This is a genomic window from Brevibacillus laterosporus DSM 25 (assembly GCF_002706795.1).
GTDB classification, from domain to species: Bacteria; Bacillota; Bacilli; order Brevibacillales; family Brevibacillaceae; genus Brevibacillus_B; species Brevibacillus_B laterosporus.
In genome coordinates this window covers 4,513,114-4,538,567 of sequence record NZ_CP017705.1, presented here as the reverse complement: position 1 = coordinate 4,538,567, position 25,454 = coordinate 4,513,114, and the positions used below count along the sequence as shown (strand labels likewise).

The following is a 25,454-nucleotide window of genomic DNA, read 5'->3' as shown; positions in this document are numbered from 1 at the left end:
ATAAGTAAAAAGAATAAAAAATTAACCCCTGCCACGGAGGACAGAGGTTACTATTCTTACATAATAAAGACATATCCATATTCAGCAACAACATCAATATGACTTTCAATGTCACTACACACCTTGATGATGCATGAGCATGAGAGATCAGTATGAATGTTCTTCCTAACCTTAATACTTCCGTTCAGTAATGATTTTTCCCATATTTCCATAGAGGACGGAAAATCGACGTTATTTTGTACCCGAATAGCAATCCTTCCTAAAAGATTACTATGCTCTTTTAGGAGTAGTAAGGAAAGCAATTCAGAACAATCTTCTCGTCTAACGGCTGTATGACTTGGAAGATTGACATTTGACCTTACTCTAATAGAAAGCATTGAATGTAAATCATTGCCATCTGTTACTCGGACGATCAAATTACTATCTAATGAAGTAGAACCCGATAATCGAACGGCAAAGACACACCACAAAAAGGCATAGCGCATCTTGCGGGCACTGATTTGGCCTTCTAAATCGTCTTTACCTAAGGCGTTTACAATCAGATGGCCAGAACGTTCCGATCGGTCTTGTAATTGAACGGCTAATTTAGTAGAAAGATCGTGATGTGTACTAGTGCGAATATGAATACTTGACCCTAAATATCCTGATCGAACCTGATTTGTAGTCTCCAAATCTGACACAGCTTTTACCCTAATGGTGATATATGAAGGTACATCCTTCCCTTTATGATAGGGAATAGCTAAGTGCCCCGATATATATCCGGAAAGAACAAAAATATTTGAAGGAACATCCAATCTAGGATAAATATATAGATTTGATAAAAGATTGTTTCTTGATTTCACCACTAGTTTTGCTTGTAACTGCACGTCTTCTGCAATCCGTACATGAAGAGAGGCTGCAAGATGGGACGCATACACCACATTCAAGCTACCATGCATGTGGTTTTTATTGACTAACAGCATACTTGATATGCTGTCATGGAATTTTACAAATCCACTTGCTGGTACATCAACTTGATTTCCTACCATAACTGATAATAATCCTGGAGTGTCAAAGCCAGTATAGACCGATAGGCAAGCATGTAAATCGCTTCTATTTACAGTCAAATAGGAAGAGAAATCTATTTCTGAAGAACGCCGTACAATCACTTCTCCATCTATTACATCCCGATTAATGCACAGAGTAGAATTGATTTCAGGATATGGAAAGCCCTCACGTCTTACTGCTAGCTGAGAGTCTATATCTTTTCTATTTAAGATATAGATGTGAGAAGGTCTATCTGGCGCACTTACAAATAGACTGCATTCTATCCAGAAAGAATCTTTTGTAAAAACCTTCATATAGCCTGCGGTATCATGGTGAGTTGACTGTCTTACAGATATACTACTTATCAATTGGTCTCTACTTACGGTCATCTCTGAAAAAAGATCTCGAGGACTGACTAGGAATAAGCGAGCTGACAAATCCTTATAATCCTGGAATTGTCTAATCCGTAAAGATGATTTTACATCTGATGACTTGCTTTGTCTGACTATTAGTTCAGACCAGCAGCTATCTCTACCTAGACTATATATTCGCGTGTCATAATACGTTATTTCTAAGATAGGTCTATGTGATTTTTGTTCTCTGGTAAAGAAAGTAAGCGCCGAATTTTCAAACTCGTTGAAAGCTTTAACGATAAATCCAAAATTGTCTTTACTTTTCTCATGCCAATTTTTAATTGAGCCTGTTACATCGAAAGAAATATATCTGGAATTCCCCTCGATACTCTCTATCACATTAATCCCATCATACGACGATGTAGGTGAATCAAATCCAAACGGATAAGGCTGGTTTTTCCAGGTGATACCATATTCAGCCCAATCTGTGACTGGTTCAATCATTTGGACCTGCTTGGTTGGAATATTTCTTCCGTCAACGTATAGCTTTACGACCGCTTTCTTAATAGTAACATTACTAGTTGGGATGGAAGCAGATGCTAAATCAAACCCTATATACGAACGGAATGTATCCTTCAGTGTAGAATCGTGTCCGATATACATTTGTTGTTCAATACCATAGTTCAATCTTGGAACTGCTTCTCGAACAAAAGCATCCTTATTCGCATACAAGATCGCAGTAAATTCAGGTGGTGACAAAATTTCATACTTACTTCTCATGTGACTGTACGGAGAAATACGTAGTAGCGCTGCAAGATTGCTACTCACCTTAATGGATATATCTGCTGGAATATCAGAAGCATAGTTTGCAATGATTCTGTATTTTGCTATTGCCTTTGCATACGGAGCAATGCCAAGAGACGAAGGCACATCATTTGTTTCTTTAATAGACATGTTAGAGGCAAGATCAGAGTAATCGCCTCTTTTCATTCCATATTTGGCCTTTAGGAATCCACTCGTAGCTATCTTCAATCGACTGTTCAGATCGGCGTTGCTAGTTATGTTTAGAGAAGAAACTAAATCACTACCTTCAACCGGTACAATGTCATACCTACCGATAAGCTGGGTCTTTGTATTAATTCCCATTCTAGAAGATAGCTGGGAAGTAGCAGTGACGTGTAGCTGCGAAGTGAGATCATCTACTGATGTCTCGATAATCTTGTATCGGGCCACAAGTTTTTGTCTGGACGTAACACCTAGTTTTCCTGCAAGATTTGAGGTGTTTGTAACTGTGAGAGAGGACAAGAGTTCGTTACTAGTTATACCTTTCACTGCATATCGGCCCGTTAGCTGCCCCTTTAGTAAAATGGAAAGGTGAGAAACTAATGTATCTCTTTGAATTATCTGGATGGTACTGTGTACATCATGTCTAAACAGCTCTGTAATCTGATATTTACCCGAAAGAATAGCCTCAGGTCTAACAGAAAGTACAGCTTCTAGGTGATTCGTATGGTTGATACATACAGAAGATGGGATATTGCTAGTAGTCTGTCGCTGAATATGGTATACCCCATGCAAGATTGTATGTGGATTAACATAAAGACTACCTGTTAGTCCAACTGTTCTGTTGATCTTGATGTTGGATGGTATATCCTGCACATCAGATGGAATAATTCGGTAATTCCCTTTCGCAATGCCACTGGTACCTATTTTCAATGAACAATGAACATCCTGCCGGTTTGGGACTAAGATATGTGAGGGGATCTGGCTCTCGTTTTTATATAACAGAAACCCAGCCAAGTAGTTCTGAGCTACTTCATCCATTGACAATGCCCTGTTATAAATTCGGATTACGGGGATTGTTCCTCGGAACCATTTTGACATCTCTTTATGATGACGCCCTATAATCAAATCGGCTAAAGGGTCTGTAAACGTTCCAGATGTTGCCTTTATCCTTCCTTGTGGGGCTCCATTGAGATAAGCACTCAAGTATCCCGTATGTTCGTCAAAAGAGCCAACCACGTGATACCATTCGCTTTTGGGGTGGTAGCCAAGATTAAACATGGTCTGGTATTCAGGAGTTGTTACGTGTAATTCCCCCAGTTCGTTAAATAAGAGAGCAATTCCTTGTGTACCCTGAATGTGTCCCCCAGAAGAAAGAACAATACTTCCGCCAATAAAATAGAACCAGGCTTCGAATGTAATACTTGCGGTAGGCTTCAGTTGAGAAGCACTACCGCAAGTGACATAGTTGCCATATCCATCAAAATAAAGGGTATACGGATGAAAGCCCGTATTGTTCCCTACCCATCCACTTTGAGAATTATATTGAAACCCGTGTAAGGTACCGTGATTGTTGTTACCACTAAGATCATGCCATTTGGTGGTAGGTGTGGCATTATTACCTCTTGTCAGACCATTATCAGCAAGAGAAGCGTGAAGGGAAAGGACCAATCCTTTTTTAATAAACATGTAATATCACGCCCTGTTCCATTGTATTGGAAGCTCGTTATGCTGGACTAGCCTTGGCCTTGAGATCAAAGGTACCACCCTGCTTCACCGTAATATCTGAACCAACTCGGACATAAAATTTAGATGCTGCACCCGGTGCATAGGTACCGCTAAACTCCAATTCCGAAATTCCGATAAATGGTGTCTCACTTATACTGAGTTTGACATCCATCCCTGCTTCGACCGTAGCCTTATCGACCCAAACCTGCATCCGATTGACAGGAAACTCTGCATTATTCTGTAACCATACTGCCTTTGGCAAAGAGGTCTGGCTTGCGATCAAGGTTCCAAAATCCAGATAGCGTAATAACCCGCCTGCATTGTCTGTATAATATTTTCCAAATTCATTGCGGAAACCTAAAATTGGCGGGTCAATAGGAAGTAGATTTCGCAATGCTGGGTAGCCGTCATTGTATTTGGTATCTAAAATCCAGGTAGTGTTCATATCCCAATTTGTGTAGAGTGATGGGTGTTTCAGTTCTGCTGTATATTTAGGAATGCCCCCGTAGCCGCCGGTGGTTGTTTTGTAGGTTTGGCGGTCGAAATAGCATTCGGTTAGGGTTTTACTATTAGGGCTATAGTGATCATACGTAAAGCCTCCACCTTTTCCATAGATAGTACCGATTGCATTACATTGTTTAAAATTTCCTGTTGTAATATAACCAACAAATCCTGCAACATGACTACCGATTACATCACAAGAAGTATAGCAATCCTCAATGCTGGAATTACTAGAACCCATATGTCCAATGAATCCTGCAACATAAGAAGTACCCTCGATTCTTCCTTTTGAGTAGCTTCTTTTCACGCTGATGTTACTGCCTGTGATAGTTCCGATGAACCCGCCGATATAGCTAACGCCAATCATATTGGCATTTGCAGAGCAATCCTCAATAATTGTATTTGAGTTAGCATGACCAATCAGAGCACCTGCATAATCGCCTTTACTAATTATTCGACATGATGAAAACGTATCCACGTGACAATTTTTAATCAACGAATTAATACTGTATCCTACTAATGAACCAGTAGATCCGGCCCCCGTAACATTACAGTCTATAATGTCTAGATTCTGGATGGTTGCTCCTGTTATTTGCCCAAATAATCCGGCATAGCTATTTGATGGTAGGTTGATAAACAGATTCGCAATGCATCGTCCACCACCATCGAAACTCCCTCGAAAGTAATCATCTTGTCCAATTAAAGAAAACCCTATGGGATAAAAACCACTATTTGTTTGATGATCAACCATTTTAATATCATCTTCAACTTTAAATCTACTATGTCGAAACCACCGAATCTGATTAAGTTCATCTTCTGTAGTAATGATGTATGGCTCTGCCTGTGTCCCTTTTCCCGTTTTGTATCGAATAAATTGGCGATGCTCCGGATACCCTTCGTTTACATCTTTCTTTACATCCCAATACAAATCAAAATCCCAAGAATACGTATCCTTATTCTTCATCTCTGAGGTTGCTTTGCCAATGCCAGCTGCACTTGTAGGGGCACCTGAGGTTTCTAAGTCCCAAAAACAGTTGGTAGCATTAGAATTATTGGAATAATAGCCGACCAAACCACCAATATTCGTTCTGTCCTTAGCAACCGTAATATCTTCTACCTTTCCTGTGGAATAACAATTATCCATATAAACCCCATTATTATCCCAATATACATTTCCTACCAATCCACCAGCAATATTTCCACCTGTTTTAACGTTACACTTATAGTTATAACAATATTTTATTTCTGTAGCCCAATTACTATGAACAGAATAAGCATAGGCATCACCAACAAGTCCTCCAACCTTGCCATCCCGACCTTCTACTGTTCCACCAATAACATTGCAATTAAATATTTTACATCCAACGATATACCCTATGAGGGCGCCTGTTGTTTGTTTTTCATTTGTAATATTAGGATCAATAAGACGTAAATTTCGAATGATTGCTGAGCGACCAGTACCAAACAGTCCTACGTGATTCCTGTTCCGGTTCATAAAGAGACCCTTGATGAAATGACCTCGACCATCATAGTTTCCAGTAAAGGGAGTATTAGAAGCCCCTATTGGCTCAAACCCTTCCCCAGATTGAAAGCTCCCCATCACAATATCCTGATCCTGCACATACCAGGCCCCAAGATTGTTCCTTACATTATTCAAATCCTGTTCATTTGAAACAATGTAAGGATCAGCTTGCGTTCCACCACCTCCAGAAAAGTGATTCACATAGAGATACGTTTTCCCATTTTTCTTTTCAAAGTATGGTCTCACACCATTCGTCTCTTCCTTGCTTTGAAGAAACGTAATCTCATTTTTCCCATCATGATCAGCATCACTTACAACAAACACCTTGTCGTAATCATCATAGGGTAGCACGATAATTCCCTTGGTATCCTTGGCACCATCCACCCAAACAAATTCACGTGAGAATGGAATCTCTTCATGCTGTTCAATCGCGTCAGAAATAGATGATAGGTTATCTTTTCCCTTTATATCTATCTCTGACAAATCAGTAGTCTCTAAAATGACCTTTGCTTCCAGATGTCTAGTTCCAAACATACTAGCAAAGGCTTGATACTCTTCGTAGATGCTTTGTTCTTCTTTTGTTCGCTCGTTTGCTGCCTTGGCTAAAAGCATATCGACTAAATAAATGTCCTGGACAGATACCCATCCATGTGGAGTAAGTACCTCCACAGGTATAGGGGAAGCATCTAAGGTCGTTTGTCCTTTACCTTGATGGACATGTGATGAAAAAAATCTGACCTGCAAGGACTCCGGTTCTGCTCTCCCCTCTTCTGACACAGAAAGTAGATTTTGAGACGAAGTAGCCTTTACTTTGCTCTTGGACAAACTTCTCTTTTTAGAAGCAACCAGCTTCTGAGAGGAACTATTCGTCTCTTCTTGAACAACGGGATCTTGTCCACGATTCATAGCATTCTTTATAAACTGGCGGATTTCTCTTGCCAACTGTTCATTTATAACACTTGCCAATTCAGCTCACCTCCTACATTTGGTCGTAATGGAGAATGAAACTCATTAGCTATAAGTCCATTCACCCTAATTTGCAATTTTCCGTCTAATTTTTTATCACTAACTAACCAGAAGTTCATATAAAAGGGAGACTGAAATGGAATGCAGCAAATCGCCTTAAAATGGATTGTCACATCATCTGCTATAAAAGTAGATTTGTATCCAAAATTATATTGAGTAATTGTACTACTAAGATTGCCTCCACTACCAAGAGCCATAGGACTAAAGTTGGCCAGGCCTCTTGCTTCTGCATCTTTGTACGAAATAATATCTGTGTAGGTATTCTGAATGTTTCCGGTTAGATAAAAATCTTTGTCAGGTGTTGCATAGGTAACATCAATTAATCTACCTGCTAGATTAAACGTTCCATCTTTTTCAAAAAAAAGCTTCTGCCCATGACCAACTAGCCCGAAGCGTATTAACTTGCTTCTTTGAATCTCATAGAAGCTATTCTCCTGTTTCGTAGTAAAATCAAACTCAGCTAGGTGAGTACCATCTACGTACTCACCTAACCATATGAAATCCTGTGTGACAGGCGAATAGCCGTTACAACGAGAAAACACGGTAAAAGTCCCCCTCCATTGTATTGGATGTAAGCATCCTCACTAAATATAGCGATAAGCTACCCGGGTCAAGAAATTGACGTTACCTGCTGTAGCAAGAGGAGGCACATTCGCACGTAGAGTAACCTCTACAAAATTTCCCTTCGAATTCACAGTGGAGCCATCATTTTGGACACCTAGTATCTCTTGATTATTTGGTGAATAGGTTCCTGTTGGGTTGGTTGTATTACCACCTGGCTGAATAGCTTTCGTTACAGGTCCGCCAATTTTAGAGAAATTACTTTCTTTCATGCTATCGACACGAACCTCAATCCATGTGCCGATAACCAAATCTCCTGTGTCGCCCCCTGCACTATCTTTCGTTGTAATGGTACAATCCGTCATGGTCGAGACGTCTGCAGTACCCCCACGGTTATTCCAGATTAATACCCCGAGAGCCGGTGAAATTGAACCGGCATCAATTGTGCCAATCTCCCATTTTGTTAATTGGGTTACATTATCAGTCTTATACCACGATACTGCTGGTGCTGGCATGTGAAAACCTCCTTGAGAGTGCTTTAAAACACACTTGTTATACTTTCAATATAAGATAGCCACACGAAACCTTAACACAAACGAAGAAACAAAAACCAAGCGATTGCCAAGGTCACAATTGATGATTTAGTAATAACGAATACATAATAGAATCAGTACCACCTCTCTTTTATCTAACAAAAAGAAGACCCTCTAGAGAGAGAGTCTTTTCATTACAGTGATGTTTCTCTATATAGCGAAACGAATGCGCCTATACGGATTTTTTGTACCTAATATAAAGTAGATCAGGAATTCCGTCAGTTACTTTTAAAACATCTGGAGCAAAATCAATACCAATAATTCTATTAGAAGCATCTTTTTTACATTCAAAGTTGATCGTGGGCACTTGAATTTGGCCATTAATAGCTACTAAAACTGATTTGTCTTTTGCCATACCTTTTGTGAGAGAATAGCTTGTTTCGCCACCCTTTGCCTCGTAAAACTCTTCTTCCTCTTCTGTTTCAAGCAGAAGGATGCGATCATCTAGCTCTTTCGTACGAATATCTGTCTTATTTTCAATCTCAACAAGACGTTCTTTCAGACTAGTAAAGTTAGCTTTTGGAAACAAACCATTTTTCGATGCCACATCACGAATGTGGGCATCTACAACCTCTTTATCAGAACCATGCTCTACGGTTTTTATACGTTTAGCAAGGTCAGTAAGCACTTTCTGAACAGTAAGGCCTGTATAGTTTGGATCGCTAACAACTCCTACAAGAGAGGCACCAGTGGTAGCAGCAAAATCATCGCGAATAGCCTTATCAGCATTTTGACGCGTGCTTTCCTCGTCAGCGATTTGTTGGACAATGGATGTAGCTAGATTGGCATTACCATCGTTATCAAGCGTACCACCCTTACCATAGATGTCCTTCATAAGCTGTACAAGGTTCATGTATGCTCTAGCATCTGTGGCACCCTCTACAAAGCCTGCACCGCCTTTAACAATGGCATCCACTGGTATAACAGATAGATTCGTACGAATAACAAAGCGATAATCAATATTTTCTGCTTTTTTATCAAACGTATATAACTGCTCTGCTCCATTTTCAATACTAAAGAATGTAAGAGTAAATACTCCTCCTGCTTCTTCCAGTCGACCATAGACTACATCAGAATCAGCATCCCCGATAGGTGTATCGCTCCCAGTCAGTCGAAGCTGAACCTTTTCAGTTAGTACAACTCCTTCTACATCCACGCCCGTCGAGATACTACGAGCACCAACGTCAGCCGTAACGTCAATCTGAGAAACTCCTTTTACTTCTTTGTTGTTTGCTTGTACAAACACATCAATCTTTGTGTCTTCTAGAATTTCCCGGTGATTGTGAAATTGAATATCTAAATATGTTTCACTAATTTTGTTAGCAGAATCAAAATGATTATTTCGCATAATCTTATTATGAACCTGCTCACCGCGTAATCTAGCAATACCTCTTGTTCCAGCCATTATTATCACCTCTTTTAAAATATTCACAATCATTATAGGGATAAAGGACTAGATATTCTCCGAAGATGGTAAAATTAGATTATAACCTTTATTTCAATTGTTACGCCTTCAATACCTTCGCCTAACTCCTTAACATGAATGCGAAAATGATCATCTTTTAAGATTGTATCTTCTGCTAATTTATAGCTGGGATTAGCTGTATTTGAGGATTTTTCATTTTTGTCTATGACAAGCTTATTCTGGAAAATATTTTTCCAGGATGGGGTGCTATCATAATTAGCTTGCGAGCATTTTTCGATTTGAAATACGGTTTTTCCGATGCCTGATTTAGCGCAAGAAGCGTATACTTCCTGAATCTTCCCATCGAAAGGGAAACGTATCTCAAGCTTTGCTACCCCTAAAAATACACGATTTAAAACGAACACCATCGTTTTTACATGAGCTCTTTCCTGTATATGATCAAGTCTGTCGTCTATAGAAAAGAAAGGCAAGTCGCTTGTTTTATATCTTCTTGCTGAAATGATTTCTTCTTCCAGTCTTTTAAATCTAAGATCATCGATACCACTCCCACTTCCTTGACGATATTCAGGTTTCCAGGTACGTATAAATATCTCATCGCCAAGCACCAGTGGTACAGCTTGTCCCATCAATGGATGGAATTCTGGATAAACACCTAAATCGAGACGAATTATATATTCATTTATTTCTTCATAGCCACCATCTGCAAGTAAGTGTTGACCATTAAAATATACATCTAACATTTTCGTACCCATTTGATAAGGATGTGTTAAATGAATAAATAAACCTCGATTGAGATCCAGATAAGCCTGGTCTACAATGATCTCTTGTTCCTTCCAATATAGATATTCGTTTCCATATCGACGTAGAGTCATTTTAGTTCCTGCCATCCCCAAACACCCTCCTTACAAATGATTAATATCCAGAATGAAGTGCAATGGCTTTAATCCAAAGCGTTCACTTTTTTTCTCTACCTTCATCCAAAACTTCCTACTAGTGAGTGGAGCTAAGTCCCCCATATCAAGGGTTTGAGAATAATTGTTCGTCGGCATATTTGATCCGTCATCATGACAAATATCAGCCCACTCATATCCAAATTCCTCTAGGTATTTTAAAATACGCATGGAAATACTTGTTGCTGTTTTATTGGAAGACGGATTGTGCAGCTCCATCTGAACGATAATTGTTTTTTCGTACATGGTGCCCAGATAGGTTTCTCCTGTAGAGCTTAGTTCAACGCCTTTCCAAAGTACCCGCAGGTCTGTCCCGTATAAAAAGACATCCCCACCATACATTTCAACAGGTCCCAGACTGGACAAGAGTGTACCTGTGGAATCATAGATTCGAATCATGCCGTGGTAGGACAAGGTCGGGAGCTCTAATTCAACTCCTGTCCAATTTTCTTCTAAGGTCGAAGAAGCAACGGTATAGCCATCCGTATCACACAAAAATACAGAAAATCCTGGTGGTAGATTTCCAATTGTGATTTTGCTATCCTTACATACGATTAGCCGATCAATATTTAGATTCATATAGCCTGATGATGAGGGATTCTTGACAACAACCCCCATCTTCTCAGCCACTATATCATCTGTATCAAATAACTCCCAGCCATATCCTCGGTTAGCAAAAAAAGTCCATTTATTCCCTTTTTTATAGGCTCGCCATCTACTGTATTCCTTTACTGTCGTATCTCTGCTCTCAAGAAACTCTAGTCGATGATACCCATCTTGCCAAATGAGAATACCACCTTCATCACCAAGCTCCGTTGGGACATAATCAGCTGTTACCTCAAACATTAGGGTATGTTCATCCTTCGGTACATTGAACAACACCGATGTTTCCAAATCTGTATGGGTCATAACCAGCTGATTCTTACTACGATCAAGTGAGCAGGCGTTGCTTGGAGATAAGTTGTAACAAGAGTGAATACTCCCGTTATCAAACTTATCATCAAAAATCAAACCACTCCATTTCTTGTAAATTCCCATAAATTCCCCTACCTTGTTTTCTTCCAGTTCCATATGCTCCAAGAAGCAACTTTACCAAGAATCATCCAAATTTTACGTTTTGTTGAAGAAGGGATGGTTTCATTGGTAGCTCTCGATCCTTGTTCTAGAACTGTATTAATCTTTTTATTAGGTCTTCTTGCTTCTTCAGGCTGAATCAGATCTGTTTTTATTACATTTTTCATACGCTTACCCTTTAAAGCATGAGACAAGAGTGTTGGATAAACACGTTTACGTTTGCTTGACTGTTCTGCTATTTGGAGATGAGTTACAATTCGTTTCTTCTTCCGTACACCATCTGTATTGATGTGAACTTGGCTGTCCTGAGTCATTGTAATGGAATTGGCCTTCGTATCTTGATTAATAGTGGTTTGAATAGATCCACCGTCATCTGTTGCATGTACTTGATCTTGTAAAACTCCCAACTTGTTCCTTCCATCCATATATGACATTTCAAACTTTTGAGTAACGCTCAAAGAAATGGTATCCGCCCCAGAGCTCTCGGCGTTTTCCACATGTGCATCATAGATGTTTTCTCCTACTTGTTGCATCGTCATTTCCTCTATTACAGTGGACAAACCTTTATCATAGGAAGCAAACTCCATGTTCTGGAGGTTCGCGTTGTCAAGTTTATTGATTTCTCCTGATTCCTGACTATTTGAAATGGCATCCAGAGTAAGCTGTTGTCTATCGCCACTATTCCATTCCACGAAAATAGAATCATAGGAGCATTGTTGTACAAATGCTGTATCATTTACAGAAGTAAAGGTATCCAGGATTTTTTCTTTATAGGTGCCCAATTCTATGTCACTCGTGTTAGTATCATAATTAACTTCATATGAGCCTGATTCTGGTTTATCTACAGCTATATGATTGTAATCTATTACATAGTCGGCTGCTTCTGGGCGTTGCTCCGATGCTTCGTAGTTCGTTACATAGTCGGCTATTTCTGGGCGTTGCTCTACTGTTTCATAATTGATTACATAATCTGCTGTTTCTGTCGAATCTACTTCACTCGAATCCTCTTCCATCGAAGAAGTGCTTTCTGTTAGGAAAATAAGCAATCCATTATTGGTATACTCTCGTTTGGATTGTTTTGTATAATCAAGAATACTATCTACATAGGAAGCTTTTGTCCCTAGCTCCTTGTTCTCAAGCGTAGCAATAGGCAAATCTGTTCCCTTGCGGACCTTTTCGCTTTCTTCTACTACAGCATGTACGCTTCCACTTGAATGTGCGGTATACTGAGGCTCATATTCACTTTCTTGATCCATCCATTTGTCTATCCATCGTATGGTTTCTTGCTGCGTATCTTCAGTAAAACCAACAAAGCTTAAATCAATTTTCTGTGTATCTGCATTAGCAAAATCATTTTTAAAGACAGATACTCCATTATGAGATATCGCATCACTACGAGAATGAATACCACTACCACATGTTTCTTCGAGCATGAAAGCTTCTGCTTCCTTCTTCTTATTTCCAATATCTAATTTCAATGAATTTCCTACATCTACATCATTTATAACTTTTACCTTTGTACTGTTTATCGGATTTTCAGAAGCTATGTCTTTTCTTACTTCTGCTATCAGTAGTTGATGATGATCTATTTCACGAGTAAACCCACTATTCGACGAAATCAGCTCTTCCATGTCACCCAAACAATTTTGGTTTTTCGTTACAAAGACAGTATGATCTACATCTAAAAAGATAGGGTTTTCTACTGAACCTTGGATTATGTTTCCTGGTGAATCTGAGTATTGCGCTCGTGCAGACTGACCAGATATAAATATAGAGTTATTTACTAGGTGCTTAAAGTTGCTATGCGCTGTAGATACAAAACAGTTAACAGAAGCCTGTTTTCTACTAGTACTTACAAACGCATCTATTTTTTTATCTTCAAAGCCATCCGCTTTAATCTGGTTTTGTCCAAGCTCTTCACTCTCTATCTGGACATCGCTGGTATAAGTAGCCAGACCTTGTACAAATTTTTGAATTCCTGAATCTGAGGAATGACTGCTATTACCCTCCAGTAAATGTTGTATTACTGTTTGAGAGATAGAGTGAATATCTACATCTGTAGTAGTTTGCATCACTGTATGCTTAATCACGTTTTCCATGCCTGCTTCGATCATCTTAAATGCTTTGTCACCATACATAATTTCTAATAAGCGGCTCATTCTACTAATTTCGGGAGTTTGGACGAACAGGCTCTTTAGTCCCTCTACAGCAACGGAGGTTTGATGATCAATATCCCAATCAGTTCCCAAATTTGAGATAGAGAATTTTTCTATCGTTACCCCACTATCTCGTTTTAAATAGCTTTGTATTGAACCAGAAACATTTCCAGGCACATATTCAGAAGCTAGTCCATTGATTAAATTCTGAGGTTCTTTTGTATCTGCTTGCATCGATAAAGAGTCACTGTCAGAAAAAGGAACGATAGAATATACATCATGGGTATCTTTTTTTATAGGATTACGTAAGGTTTCAATCACAATTTGTTCTTTATAATCAAAAACGGGCTTAGCTGCTTTCTTATCCGTACAATCCGCTAGATAAGAGGCTTGTCTAGCCGTATCAGTTACATCATGTAATTTATCTACATCATAGATGGACTCCCTATATCCAAGAGCATTCTGTTCCCATTCCTTGTCAAATATATCACCCTTAATACGGAGAGCAGCTTTACTGGCTTGATTCTCTACGTCGTAATCAACCTTGTTGAACAGACATGTATCCTGTAGCTCTCCCACCTCTTCAGAAAGAGTATTTTGTGACGAGAGCACTTCTTTACCCTCATAGGTTATCTTCTTCATTTTACTTTTCGTCAGTTGATCAGGTTGAGAAGTATCTAGCCTCTTGCTTGTGGATGCAAGCTCCTGATTTTCCAACAATGCTTTATAAGTATTCAAGATTTTATCTGCAAAAGAATTAGTAGCTGTATGAGTATCTTGTTCATACCCTACAGCACTAATAGTAAGCTGATTCTTGACTTCCAGACTTGTTAATCCATAGGTAAAAGTTGACTGATAAACAGGAACGAATGTCTCTGCTAAGACCGTTTGTTCGCTTTTAGCGTGTAAAGTAGAATCAGCTTTTGTACTTCTGTCGATCTGTTTCTGGACATTTAAAAATGGTGTTACTTCTTGCAAACAATGATTGTTACTGTCGATCACTGCATGTTCCCCGTTACTGTATCTATAGATGTCCGTAAGATAGGATACGACATTACCAAAGACTGACTCTACTTCTACTCCCTCCACTTCTGTCACGTTAGAAGCCAACTTCATGTTTTTTCCAAGCAGACCGGTAGCGGAATAAGAGACTTTATTTGCCGTCTTGTAGGTATCCAATTTAAGGCTTCTATAAGTACTGTAAACAGGGGCTGTTAAATGGTATTTAGTATTTCTGATCCCATCAAAAACTGTGTCTATACCAAACGCCAGTTCATAGCCCTTTTTAGAAAAAAGGGCGGTGAAACTGATTAGGTAAGATTTTTTACCATTCAGCACACCGCCAACCTCCCCGCCTTATTAGCTGTTTTTAACAAGTGTGTCTTTTAGGATACCAAGACCGATAGGTGCAAACGGGCTTATGGTTGCTAACGTTAAAGGACATACAGGTGTATCTGCCAATGTATAGCGATACAGCTGCTTATAGTCATAAGTAGCAAGTATTTCTGCATCTTTCGCAGGTTCTTTTCCATCCAAGAACACAATTCTCTTTGTTTCAAAATCAAGCGTATAATCCGTTCCAAGCACCATCATCGTACAATCTACTTTTACCTCCAGCTTGAAAGGGGTCCCATCATCTTTTAGTGAAGGTTGGTGGGAGAGATGGAAGGTTTTCTTCACTCCATCTCCTTTACCCAGATCTTCATTTTCAGAAGTCTCAATTACTTCTAGCTCGTCCAACTGAGAGATATTTTTTGGATGGATAGCATAGCACTCATCCAGCTTACCAACAAAACCATCGTTTGGATGTACTACATACATTGGCGAAATATGATATTTCCCACTATAAACAGATGGATTGAAGCGTGACTCACCTTCATCAACCATTTTGTCATGTGTAATAAAAGCTAGATAATGCTCTTGGTAATACGTACCACCAATAGATTGTTGCAACTGTACACTACTATTACCATTGGAGGTATGGTTACCAAAGTCAACGAACAGAGCTCCTAATTTCATATCCTTCTTCCATTTAATCTCATCTTTTGGACGACACCCTGACATAATCACATGATTTTTACGTGGAGACTTACCAAGCGTTGTCATACGTCCAATATATAAAGGAGCATAATAGGTGTTCTCAGGACCCGCTGTTGGATCAGGACGCAGGAATAAAACGATTCGATCCTTTGTCATATTTCCCCAATAAAACATAGTAGAGTCACGTTGCCAACCTCGATCAAAATGATCTAAAGGAGTAAAGGACAAGGCAGTTGGCATGGATGGATAAATATAAGTAATGGCAGAATATACACCATCCATCATAGATTTACCATCATCTGGATCAAATTTTTTCACTAAGATATCGCCATAGTTAATTGTCTTTGTTCCAGTTCCAACTAACACACGTACATAGGAAGCATGTAGCTCTGCCCCCAAATCAGGAGCTGGACGAGTGGAAAGAATTTTGATTGTGTTCGTCGTGTAATCTACGTCGTACTCCTCAGGCGAAATTTCAATCTGGTTTATATAAAGACGTACCGTTCCTTCCTTAATTGTAGTTACTGTTGGAATCGGGAAGCTTCGTTTGGTGCCATCCCCATCAGGCAAAATTGATTCAGGATCACCTACTTTTACATTGCCATCCATTCCTTGAACAATCTTCTCGCTTCGAACATCATCATAGGTAAAGAAATACAATCTTTTGGGCATATCAGGGGCATTTGGTGCGGGGGCATAGGAAACCGTGAATTTATCATTAGGTTCTGTCGGAGAATTGAGAGTAATAACTCCAGTAAAGTCCTCCACCTTATACTCTGCTTTATCAACAAATACTCCATTTTTGTAAAGCATTAGTGATCCTTTTTCGATAGGGTAAACAATGACTTGCAATTGGGTTGTTGAACCCGTAAGCAAAGTAGCTTCACCTAACACTGAATTTTGTGAAATATAATCTACTTCACCAGGCTTCTTGAATTTACCACCGTAGCCATATACCATACCAAAATTTCGAACTTGACCATCACTTCCAACGGATCGAAACAATCGTACATCTGCAAATTTTGTTGTGACTCTTCTTGCATGATCTGTTAGCGCGCGATATTTTACATAAGTTTGCCACCCATGATCATTAAATAATTTTTCAAGTTTATCAGGAAACAACTGAATGGTAGAATCTCCATCAAACCATGCCATTACGCATTCACCTCTCTACGTGTTTTACCTAATCCTAAGGAGTAGGGATTTCTTTTCCTTCTTTATCAACCGTGTTCAGGTACAAGCCAATCCCAGCAGGACGGAATTGAGTCCCTGGCTTCTTGGTAAGAGGAGAAACACCTTCTACCATGAAATAGCGGTACACGTCAAATTCGTCTGGACAATGAGCTTTTTTGACTCGTAATTTATTTGCATGAAAGGAGAATGCAGCCAAAGCGATGGTATCTTTTAGCGTTCCACGCACACCTTCCTCAGGGTGGATTACGTATACTTTGGAAGTATGAACCTTACTACTATATCGAGACGGATTAAAATTGTATTTATATAAAGGATTCTCTGCGTTATTCCAAGCTCGCGGGTAATCTCGTTTTCCATCGACTGAAGATCGTTCTGGTGGCATCTGATTTGGTGGTGCATTCCAGGACAAATAGTGTGCCTGATAGCGAGCACCCAGCTTACCACGATGTACACATACGTTATCCAGCCCGTTAGCAGGGAATTTTGGATACGATTTGAGCAACGGCATAATATTGGGTTGACGAGTTGCTGTATTGTCGTAATCATATTCCGTAATATCCTTGAGATTTTTCTCAATAGGTACACTACCAACAAACAAGGCGTAAGCATTGTCGCCTTCTTCAATTGGATCCAGCTTGCCAAAGTAAAACGGAATACTTGGTACTAAGTTCCCTTCAGGTGCAGGCACATTATCGCATTGCATAACAAAGAATGCATTCGTCTTTGAAAGAGTACCTTTGATTGATATCTCAGAATCAGCCCACCAGTTCGTAAACTGAACAGCAGAATTGTAAGATGGTTCGAAATATTTTTCTAATAAATTAGTACGAAGACCAGCCTGCATTACAGGTGATTGCATTCGGCCTCCCTCAGCCTTGTCAATTGTGAATACAACATTCGACGATCCAGAATCACTCCATTTACTGGATTCAACCTCAATATCGACTGCTGCGCGCAATTGTTCCTTTTCTAGACTTGTATCCCAAGCTAAGACAACATCTGAATAATTTAGAGTCAATCCCTTTAGGTCTTCAACCATGTAGACAAATAGTGTTTGAGGAGACCGATATTTTCTGAATTCATTGGTTGTCCAATCAGCAAAATCAGCAATCGCATCTTTATCAGGTCTGAATTTATACTCCAGTAGTTTTGGACTCCAAGAGCCAGTAATCGCAATTCCAAACATCTTATTTTCTTGATTTGCATAAATAAAATGCTCAGCAACCGTTATTCGATACACATTACTGGGGGTTTTAGTCGACCTTGGATTTGTTAAGCTTGCATCAAAAATGACCTTCTTAAAGTTAGCCGCAACGCTCCAGCCTGCTGTCGCGAGCAGATCACCTAATCGTGCTTGTAAATCAGACTCTGTTACTTTCGGTGAAAAAGTAGCAGCAGTCGTGTCAATGAAAGGCATATCATACACCCCTTATATGTTTTATTTAAATCCCCTATTCCTATGGACTAGGGCAATGCACCAAGTATTCCCATTGAGTACCCGAACTGCTTGATGATACGACGACCTTAATCTGGGTTATTCCACCAAATGGATTATATTGAAACGACAAGCTCCCTTTGTTACTTACTTCTCCATAAGTACTAGCCACTAGATTATCTTGATAAAAGACATCCATACGATCAGGCACTCCGTACATGTCGTAGTCAATAACAACATTCCCTCCATTTGAACCGAGCTCATGATATTTTTCCGTCCGCTGTCCTCCGCCCGATTCTGCCAGTTTGCCACATTTTTGCGTGTTTGGAGGTGGTGGCGGAGGTGGTGGTGGTGGCGGCTCTATAACTTCAATCGTTGCCGACGCTTTCCCTTTTTGCCCCTGTTCATTTACAATCGTTAGTGTTACCGTGTAGGTTCCACTCTGCTTGAATGTAAATTGAGCCTGATCTACTGAATAACTCCCCTTATGGTGGTCTTCCGATCCATTCCATTCAAAATGTAGAACGGGCGAATGCCTACTATAACTTGATGTAAAGTTAACGGATTCTCCAGTCTTTATTTTCGAAAAGGATGGTGAAATGGATACCACGAATGGCAGTGGCGGCGGTGGATCGGGGGGAATTGGAGGAAGCGTAATGTTTCCTTCCTTTAGAATCCCGAGCCCTGCTGGACGAAAAGGAGTTCCAGGTCGTTTCGTCATGGGAGAAATTCCCTCCACTAGGTAGTAGGAATAGATTAAATGTTTATGCATTCCGTCTATATCGCAGTATTGATCGGCTACAGTTAATTCATCACCATTCATTATAGTTAAGGGAGATACAAAAATAACATGTCGTAGCGTTCCATGAGCTCCATCTTCTGGATGAATCAGCATAGCTTTGGATGCATGTGCTTTTTCACTATATCTGGAAGGGCTGAATTGATATTTGTATAGCTCGTGCATATAGTTGTTCCAAGCTCTTGGATGTTTTTCTTTCTTTTTGGTTTCACGCAAGGGAGGCATGTTATTAGGCGGAACATTCCAAGAAAAATAATAGGATTGATAACGTGCGCCGTATTTCGTTCTTTTTACCATGACAGAATCGATCCCGTTACTCGGATGGACTGGATATTCCTTTAAAATGGGTAACAAGGTATCTTGCCAGTTGTCTGCATCGTAATCATCATAATCAAATGTGGCAGAAGCCCTTAATGCGTTGTCTACATTTGCCCCTTTTTTATTTAAAGCAGAACCAGAGAACAAAGCTGCTGGCTTACCACCCTTATCTGTATAAATAGTAAAATCAAGCCATATGCGGGCTGATACAGGAGGATATGCGTTTACCCCAGCAGTACTCTGAACCTCAATCGTAATAGTGCTCTTATCGTCTATTCCAAAAACATCAAACTCTCCTAGGTACTCTGCATCCGTTTTTATATCAACTGGACTCTGATAGTCAATTGTATGAAAAACTCCTACCTCTACCCCTTCTACAGAGACCTTTACAAGCTCACCTTCATCCCCATTTACATCCCCAGATAACCAGACTTTGACTTTTGACCCCTGTGATTTCATTGGATTATTGGACACGATAGTTATTTTTTTGCGCGATGCTTGGTCAAGATCAAAGACAAGATCTCTCTTCAGAACTTCCTCCATCTCGCCCTCTATATCAAAATCTCCCATATAAAGAGGGATAGCAGGTACCGCATTACTATTCCATACAGGTGCAGTATCTGAGATAATGATAAACATGAGCGATTTACCATCTACAAAACCTCTAACAAACACATTGCTATCGCTCCACCAGTTGGTGTATTTTACGTGTAAACCTCCGATAGTATCAATGCTTTCTAGCTGTGGAATTCGGGTTCTTGAAGTAACGATTGGAGATTGGTAAAATTGCGGATACTGCTCTGTGACTTTAAATTGCAATGCTTGGGACTTGGATTGTAATCCCCACATCGACGATTGAACCTCTACGTCTAACGCAACTCGTTGAAACTCTTTCGGATCTTGCCAGCCTACGATCATATTGCCGCCTACTATAAATTTATCCAGTTGGTAGAAATATAACGTATGTCGTTCATACAGGTCTTCTTCCTCCACTTTTTTAATTGCCCAAGAAAAAATGCCTGTGTCATGCGGCATAAGTTGTGTACCCCAATCTGCAGCTGGATGATAAACAGAAAAGGGTACTCTTTCACCTGTGTTATAAATTTGTTCCTTTACCTTTCCAAGTACGGCCATTCCAAACAAGTTTCCCGAGATGTTCCGTAGGATATAGTGTTTGGCAACGTAAAACTCAAACTCCTCTGTACCCTCTATCTCGCTATAGTAAATCGCAGCTTGTCCCTGCACACCTGGTTCGAATTCAATTCGTAAGCCTCCATTTGCCTTCTCTATTACGCTATAATACGTACTAGGCATTAATTTGCCATCCAAATAAATATAAAAATCATCTGGATAAGCTAGCTTGGGAATATCAACATCGGGGCGAGCCAAGGGTAAAAAGAACCGAACAATAGTTGGTTTGGTCAGTCGAGATGCGTACACTACTTTGTGAAATTCAGCTTCCTTTCTCCAACCATTCGCTATACATAGATCAGCTAAACCTTCAAGCAAATGTTTTTCAGTCAGCATGACATCAAGCCAAGGGTGAGCATCAGACATACAATCTTCTCCCTCACTATCTCAACATTTGGTAATTAACCCAAATATATTTATTTTTTCCACCTTCATTAAAAAATTCAAAATAGAATGTACTTCCCGCCGAACACGGTATAAGAGCTGTTAAATACATCCCCTCAGGTAAATCCTTTGTATAAATGTTCTTGCAAATCAATTGATTATTTACATAAAAATTCCAAAAATCCTTAGCTTCATAATGGGAAACTCCAACTGCAATGGAAAGTAATTCACTATCCTCAGCAATCGATAATGTATGATCTGTCTTTCCAAGCCCCTTGGATGTAAGAATGATTCCCTCAATATACGGGGCTGTTTTCGTTGGCATAAAAGGTGGATCGAACCTTCCGCCAACAACATAACTAGCAAAATTAGCACCACTAGACACGCCTACACCGCCCTTACATAGTCAAGTTGAAGACTTTTAAACAGACCATTTTCTCGAATAATGCTGCCTTGTATTGCTTTGAAAGCTTGCATGTCTGTCTCTTCCTCCAACTCCTCATTTACTATGGAGGAAAGCTCTACCTCGATTAAAAAACCAGTGATCATTAAGCTTTCATCTCTTTCAAGACTAAGCTTTTCAATTGCTCCATTGTCATATGTATAAATAACGGTAGTAACCAGTGACGGATGTGATGTCATTTCTCGCAGTACTTCTACACTCACAACCTCAGGCTCTCTCCCGCTCTGAACAATGGTAAGGTCGTCCCCCCCGGCGTATAACCCTCCTTTTTTCATCTCTCTTCTAATCAGGTCTATAATGGGGAAAACTTCATTAGCGTTTGTAAAGTTACGATTGAACATAATCAACACCTCAGCTTCTATTTCAATATAAGAAAAAGCAAGGAACAGTTATCGTTTGATACGTAAACATTCCTTGCTTTTTTATTGAAATGGAGAAAGAAGGATACAAGGGAACTAAAGTTTTGAGCTATGTAGGCTGTGGTAAAGAATGCCAGGTAAGTTCCAAAAAGTTAACCATACCATTCTCATTGCCAACAAGCCTGTTTCCCTTAATCAGATAGTAGCCTGCTGTGTAGGTATTTTCGTCATAGACGTAGCAACCGTCCAGCAATTCAATATATGGATTGCCTTTGACTACTACGTTTTTTGTTCTAGCTTGGCGTTTCATATCAAAGAAAATTTTATTGGCAATCTCTTCCTTAAGCCCACGCATGGTAGCTCCATCCTTTTCCTCAATCCAAGGCATATGCATACCTGCTGTTCGAATACTTCCTTTCGTTGCCACCAATAAACCCTTATCAAAAAAATGCTCTACTGAACCTGCTGAACCCCAAATCATCAAGTGATTCCGAATACGAGAATAATCCGTAGAGGAGGTCATTTCTAGTAAGTTGTTACTATCGACAAAGTCCCATTTCGTTGAATCTATCATTTGCCATTGGGGAACATCCAGAAAGGAAAGACGTTTCACATGAAAGGTTCCATATCGATCACAGTAGACTCTATAGGGCATATCTTGTAGCAATGACTGAATGGCATCTGCCGCTCTGGTCCCTGCTTGGAAGGTGACAGACGCAACAAAAGGATTTTGCCATCCCCCCACTGTTTTCACGCTTTCTTGGGTAACTGCCTCTAATTCATTTGTCTTCCTGTTAAATTTCATAAAGGTGTTCTTTCCTTTATTGACATCAATGTAGACCGTATCCTCAATTTCATAATCGGGATATTTCGTATCTTCATAATGAATACGCCAATTGCTTAATCCAGCTGTAACTGCGATATCTTCAACAATACTAGATTTTAACCATGCAAATGCTCCTCCATCACCTGCATATGCTTCTTCTGGTGGATAGGACATCGGTTTGTAAAATACAAATTCTTCTAAGACATCGTATCGATCAACACAATGAAAGGTGATGGTTTTAGCCTCGGCGTCCTCTTCAATTTCTCCCTTAATCAGTCCTGTAAAAATGCGAACCACATCTTCCCCATAGCCAGCATAGATTCGGATAGGCGTCCCTTCACTAATAACATGGCGCATTTCTCCTTCCTCCCAATATGAATAGGGAGACGGAAGATTTTTATAGGTATCAGGAAAAATGGTATTTCGCTCAAATGTAGGAGAATATTGGCCTGTTGCGTTATTTAGCGTGATAGCAGCAGTAGTAGAGGAGGTATCTAGATGAGAGTTCACTTCCCATGACATGATGTCATTCTCTAATAGGAACGTATCCTCATATTGAAAACTCCCTACCTCATACCATTTTTCTTTGTACATATTCTCAATGTGGGTAGCAAACTGTTCAATAGCATAATTATCAAATGCATACTTCACATCTGTAAGGTGAAGTGCTCCTTTAGTAACAGCAAACAAAATACGGTTTGTCCCATATGGAACAGCCGTTCCACGTACTCCCGTATTTTCCCACTTTTCTTTATCATCGGGGAGTAGCTTCTTAACGTACACATCCATATCTGTTTCATTGTGACAAACGACAACATACTCCACAAAATCCTTTTTGTTGTCTATTTTATACGTTCCACCATTGGTGCCGATCCCTTCATCGGTAATCTCGATCTGATATACTTTTTTTCCATCGGAGATATATACCCTCCCTTGGGAATTTGTGTCAAGCTTGACCTTAAATTGCATAGTAAATGGGAAGCCTTTCACGCGTCCCACTCGCTCTAAACCTGCTTCCTTACCCTTGGTCGTGATGGTTTGATAATCACCATTATCTTTAACATCTGCTTGTTGATAGGTAAGCCAGTTCTTCGCGGAGCTCATCGTATCTTCGTAATCCCAAACCGTTTTCCTGTTAATAGATTCCACATCGAACTCACGTGCTTTTAAGAAAAGAATGCCGAAACGACCTGTAGAAGCTTTGGAAGGATTTGATAAAGAAAACTCGATTTTGTGTTTTCCTTTTGGAACGGGGATAGATGGTGGATATGCTATCCCATACTTGGCATTCATCCCCTTAATCGTAACTACTACGATCCCATCTACCTTGATCTGAACCACATCTTCTAATTCCATATTAGCCATGTACGCCCAGCCTAAACTACCAGCCTTAAACCAGTCGTGCTCAAAGGTGAATTTTTTAACCTGTCCAGCTGTATTCGTTTTCTTAAATCCAAGGAGATGACAGGATTTATTGTGAGAATCGTAATCGATATACTGCTCAGCACCCACTACCTCTGTATACTTAGTGGGATCTAATGCCGTCTTTTTCAGGGTAAAATCCTTATGATAAGAAATCTTTTCTGTTGTCCGATTAAATTGATAGGTAGAAATGGTGTGATTAATCTGTCCATCTGAATTGCGTACCCTACCATCTCCCCAGTTCTTTACCCGAACCAGAACTTGTTTTCTTCCAAATGCCCTGCACTTTTGATCGTTCTCCATTAAAATATCAATCTTGTTACCCTTGATCGCTCCACCAATGTCATCTGCAAGGTATTCTCCCCAGCTAACACCATCGACAATAACTTCTACTTTACTCTTAAGAGGTATGATAGAGGGATCAACAGCGATGATTTTATCATTTTTCCAGACACTAACATCCGTTCCCCCTTTTGTAATACCTGTACACCCCGTACATTTTGCATGATACGCAGTCGCTTCCATCGAATACTCAACAGATGAGCCTGCTGATTGCAAGGAATTTTGTGTTGTTGAATGAATGCGTACTGGTGCCTGAATCACCTTTTCCCCTCGTAAGAATGGCTCTGGATTTAGATCTTGATCATTATGTCGTACCTCAAAGTGGAGATGTGAACCGTCACCTCCCCCTCCTTTAATCACGAGTCCCGAATTCCAGCCAATCCCAATTGGTTGACCTGCATGAACCGTTTCCCCTTTTGTAACTAACAAATGGTTCGGTTTCATATGAGCATAACGAGTAGACCAACCGTTTCCGTGATCAATGTACACAGCGGCACCGTAACCATTTAACCATCCTGCTTGAACGACACGACCTCCCCATACCGCATGTATATAGTCTCCTTTTTCACAGTCCAAATCGATCCCTTTATGCCTTTTTCGGGAACACCTTGGATCGGAGTCATGCCAATCTGTAATCAGCATCCCATTTATATGAGTATTGTCATTCTTTTTACCTTTCATCGTTCTGCTTGACAAAATTGGCATTGACATACTTGTATTAATCAGTTCGGTCGGGGCGTTAATTGGTGTACCATCTGTTTCGCTAGTCAATTGGGTAATCCCATCGATGGACAGCATATTTCCTACAACTGAATCATACACGTACTGTACGGCATCATATTTTTGCCGAAATCCAGGCACGTATGACATCTTATCTAGCTCTATAATTACACGTGGTTGTGTACCATACGCACTTACCCGTCTCATAATAGATTCCAGTATTCTGGAGGAAGGATAGTTCACATCACTTACAAAAGCCATT

At 39.9% G+C, this 25,454-nt stretch carries 14 protein-coding genes; all 14 read right to left on the bottom strand.

The features are described from left to right. Window positions 1-56: 56 nt before the first annotated feature. Window positions 57-3,851, bottom strand: a complete 3,795-nt coding sequence (locus BrL25_RS21530) for a DNRLRE domain-containing protein (RefSeq protein WP_018671041.1) — start codon at window positions 3,849-3,851, stop codon at window positions 57-59. Window positions 3,852-3,888: 37 nt separating this feature from the next. Continuing rightward, window positions 3,889-6,879, bottom strand: a complete 2,991-nt coding sequence (locus BrL25_RS21525) for a hypothetical protein (protein ID WP_018671042.1) — start codon at window positions 6,877-6,879, stop codon at window positions 3,889-3,891. Beyond that, window positions 6,864-7,481 carry a hypothetical protein gene (locus BrL25_RS21520; RefSeq protein WP_018671043.1) on the bottom strand — a complete coding sequence of 206 codons (618 nt, stop codon included), beginning with the start codon at window positions 7,479-7,481 and terminating at the stop codon, window positions 6,864-6,866. Before BrL25_RS21520 ends, BrL25_RS21525 begins: the two co-directional genes overlap by 16 nt. A gap of 42 nt (window positions 7,482-7,523) precedes the next feature. Then, window positions 7,524-8,015 carry a hypothetical protein gene (locus tag BrL25_RS21515; RefSeq protein WP_003337268.1) on the bottom strand — a complete coding sequence of 164 codons (492 nt, stop codon included), beginning with the start codon at window positions 8,013-8,015 and terminating at the stop codon, window positions 7,524-7,526. 250 nt (window positions 8,016-8,265) lie between these two features. After that, window positions 8,266-9,498, bottom strand: coding sequence for a hypothetical protein (locus tag BrL25_RS21510; RefSeq protein ID WP_018671044.1), 1,233 nt, complete (start codon window positions 9,496-9,498; stop codon window positions 8,266-8,268). Window positions 9,499-9,572: 74 nt separating this feature from the next. After that, on the bottom strand, window positions 9,573-10,406 hold the full coding sequence (locus BrL25_RS21505) for a hypothetical protein (protein ID WP_018671045.1): 834 nt from the start codon (window positions 10,404-10,406) through the stop codon (window positions 9,573-9,575). A gap of 15 nt (window positions 10,407-10,421) precedes the next feature. Then, window positions 10,422-11,540 carry a hypothetical protein gene (locus BrL25_RS21500; protein WP_018671046.1) on the bottom strand — a complete coding sequence of 373 codons (1,119 nt, stop codon included), beginning with the start codon at window positions 11,538-11,540 and terminating at the stop codon, window positions 10,422-10,424. Further along, window positions 11,516-15,037, bottom strand: a complete 3,522-nt coding sequence (locus BrL25_RS21495) for a hypothetical protein (protein ID WP_018671047.1) — start codon at window positions 15,035-15,037, stop codon at window positions 11,516-11,518. The genes BrL25_RS21500 and BrL25_RS21495 overlap by 25 nt, the downstream gene beginning before the upstream one ends. Window positions 15,038-15,058: 21 nt before the next feature. Continuing rightward, on the bottom strand, window positions 15,059-16,894 hold the full coding sequence (locus BrL25_RS21490) for a major virion structural protein (RefSeq protein ID WP_018671048.1): 1,836 nt from the start codon (window positions 16,892-16,894) through the stop codon (window positions 15,059-15,061). Window positions 16,895-16,928: 34 nt separating this feature from the next. Then, window positions 16,929-18,350 (bottom strand): hypothetical protein, encoded by a 1,422-nt coding sequence (locus BrL25_RS21485; RefSeq protein ID WP_018671049.1) that lies wholly within the window; start codon window positions 18,348-18,350, stop codon window positions 16,929-16,931. Between the two features lie 40 nt (window positions 18,351-18,390). Further along, window positions 18,391-21,042 carry a PKD domain-containing protein gene (locus BrL25_RS21480; RefSeq protein ID WP_018671050.1) on the bottom strand — a complete coding sequence of 884 codons (2,652 nt, stop codon included), beginning with the start codon at window positions 21,040-21,042 and terminating at the stop codon, window positions 18,391-18,393. 16 nt (window positions 21,043-21,058) lie between these two features. Beyond that, on the bottom strand, window positions 21,059-21,445 hold the full coding sequence (locus tag BrL25_RS21475; protein ID WP_018671051.1) for a DUF8551 domain-containing protein: 387 nt from the start codon (window positions 21,443-21,445) through the stop codon (window positions 21,059-21,061). A 2-nt stretch (window positions 21,446-21,447) separates the two neighbouring features. After that, window positions 21,448-21,864, bottom strand: coding sequence for a hypothetical protein (locus BrL25_RS21470; RefSeq protein ID WP_018671052.1), 417 nt, complete (start codon window positions 21,862-21,864; stop codon window positions 21,448-21,450). Window positions 21,865-21,991: 127 nt separating this feature from the next. Beyond that, window positions 21,992-25,453: a peptidoglycan DD-metalloendopeptidase family protein gene (locus tag BrL25_RS21465; protein ID WP_018671053.1), complete on the bottom strand. Its 3,462-nt coding sequence runs from the start codon at window positions 25,451-25,453 to the stop codon at window positions 21,992-21,994. Window position 25,454 lies beyond the last annotated feature (1 nt).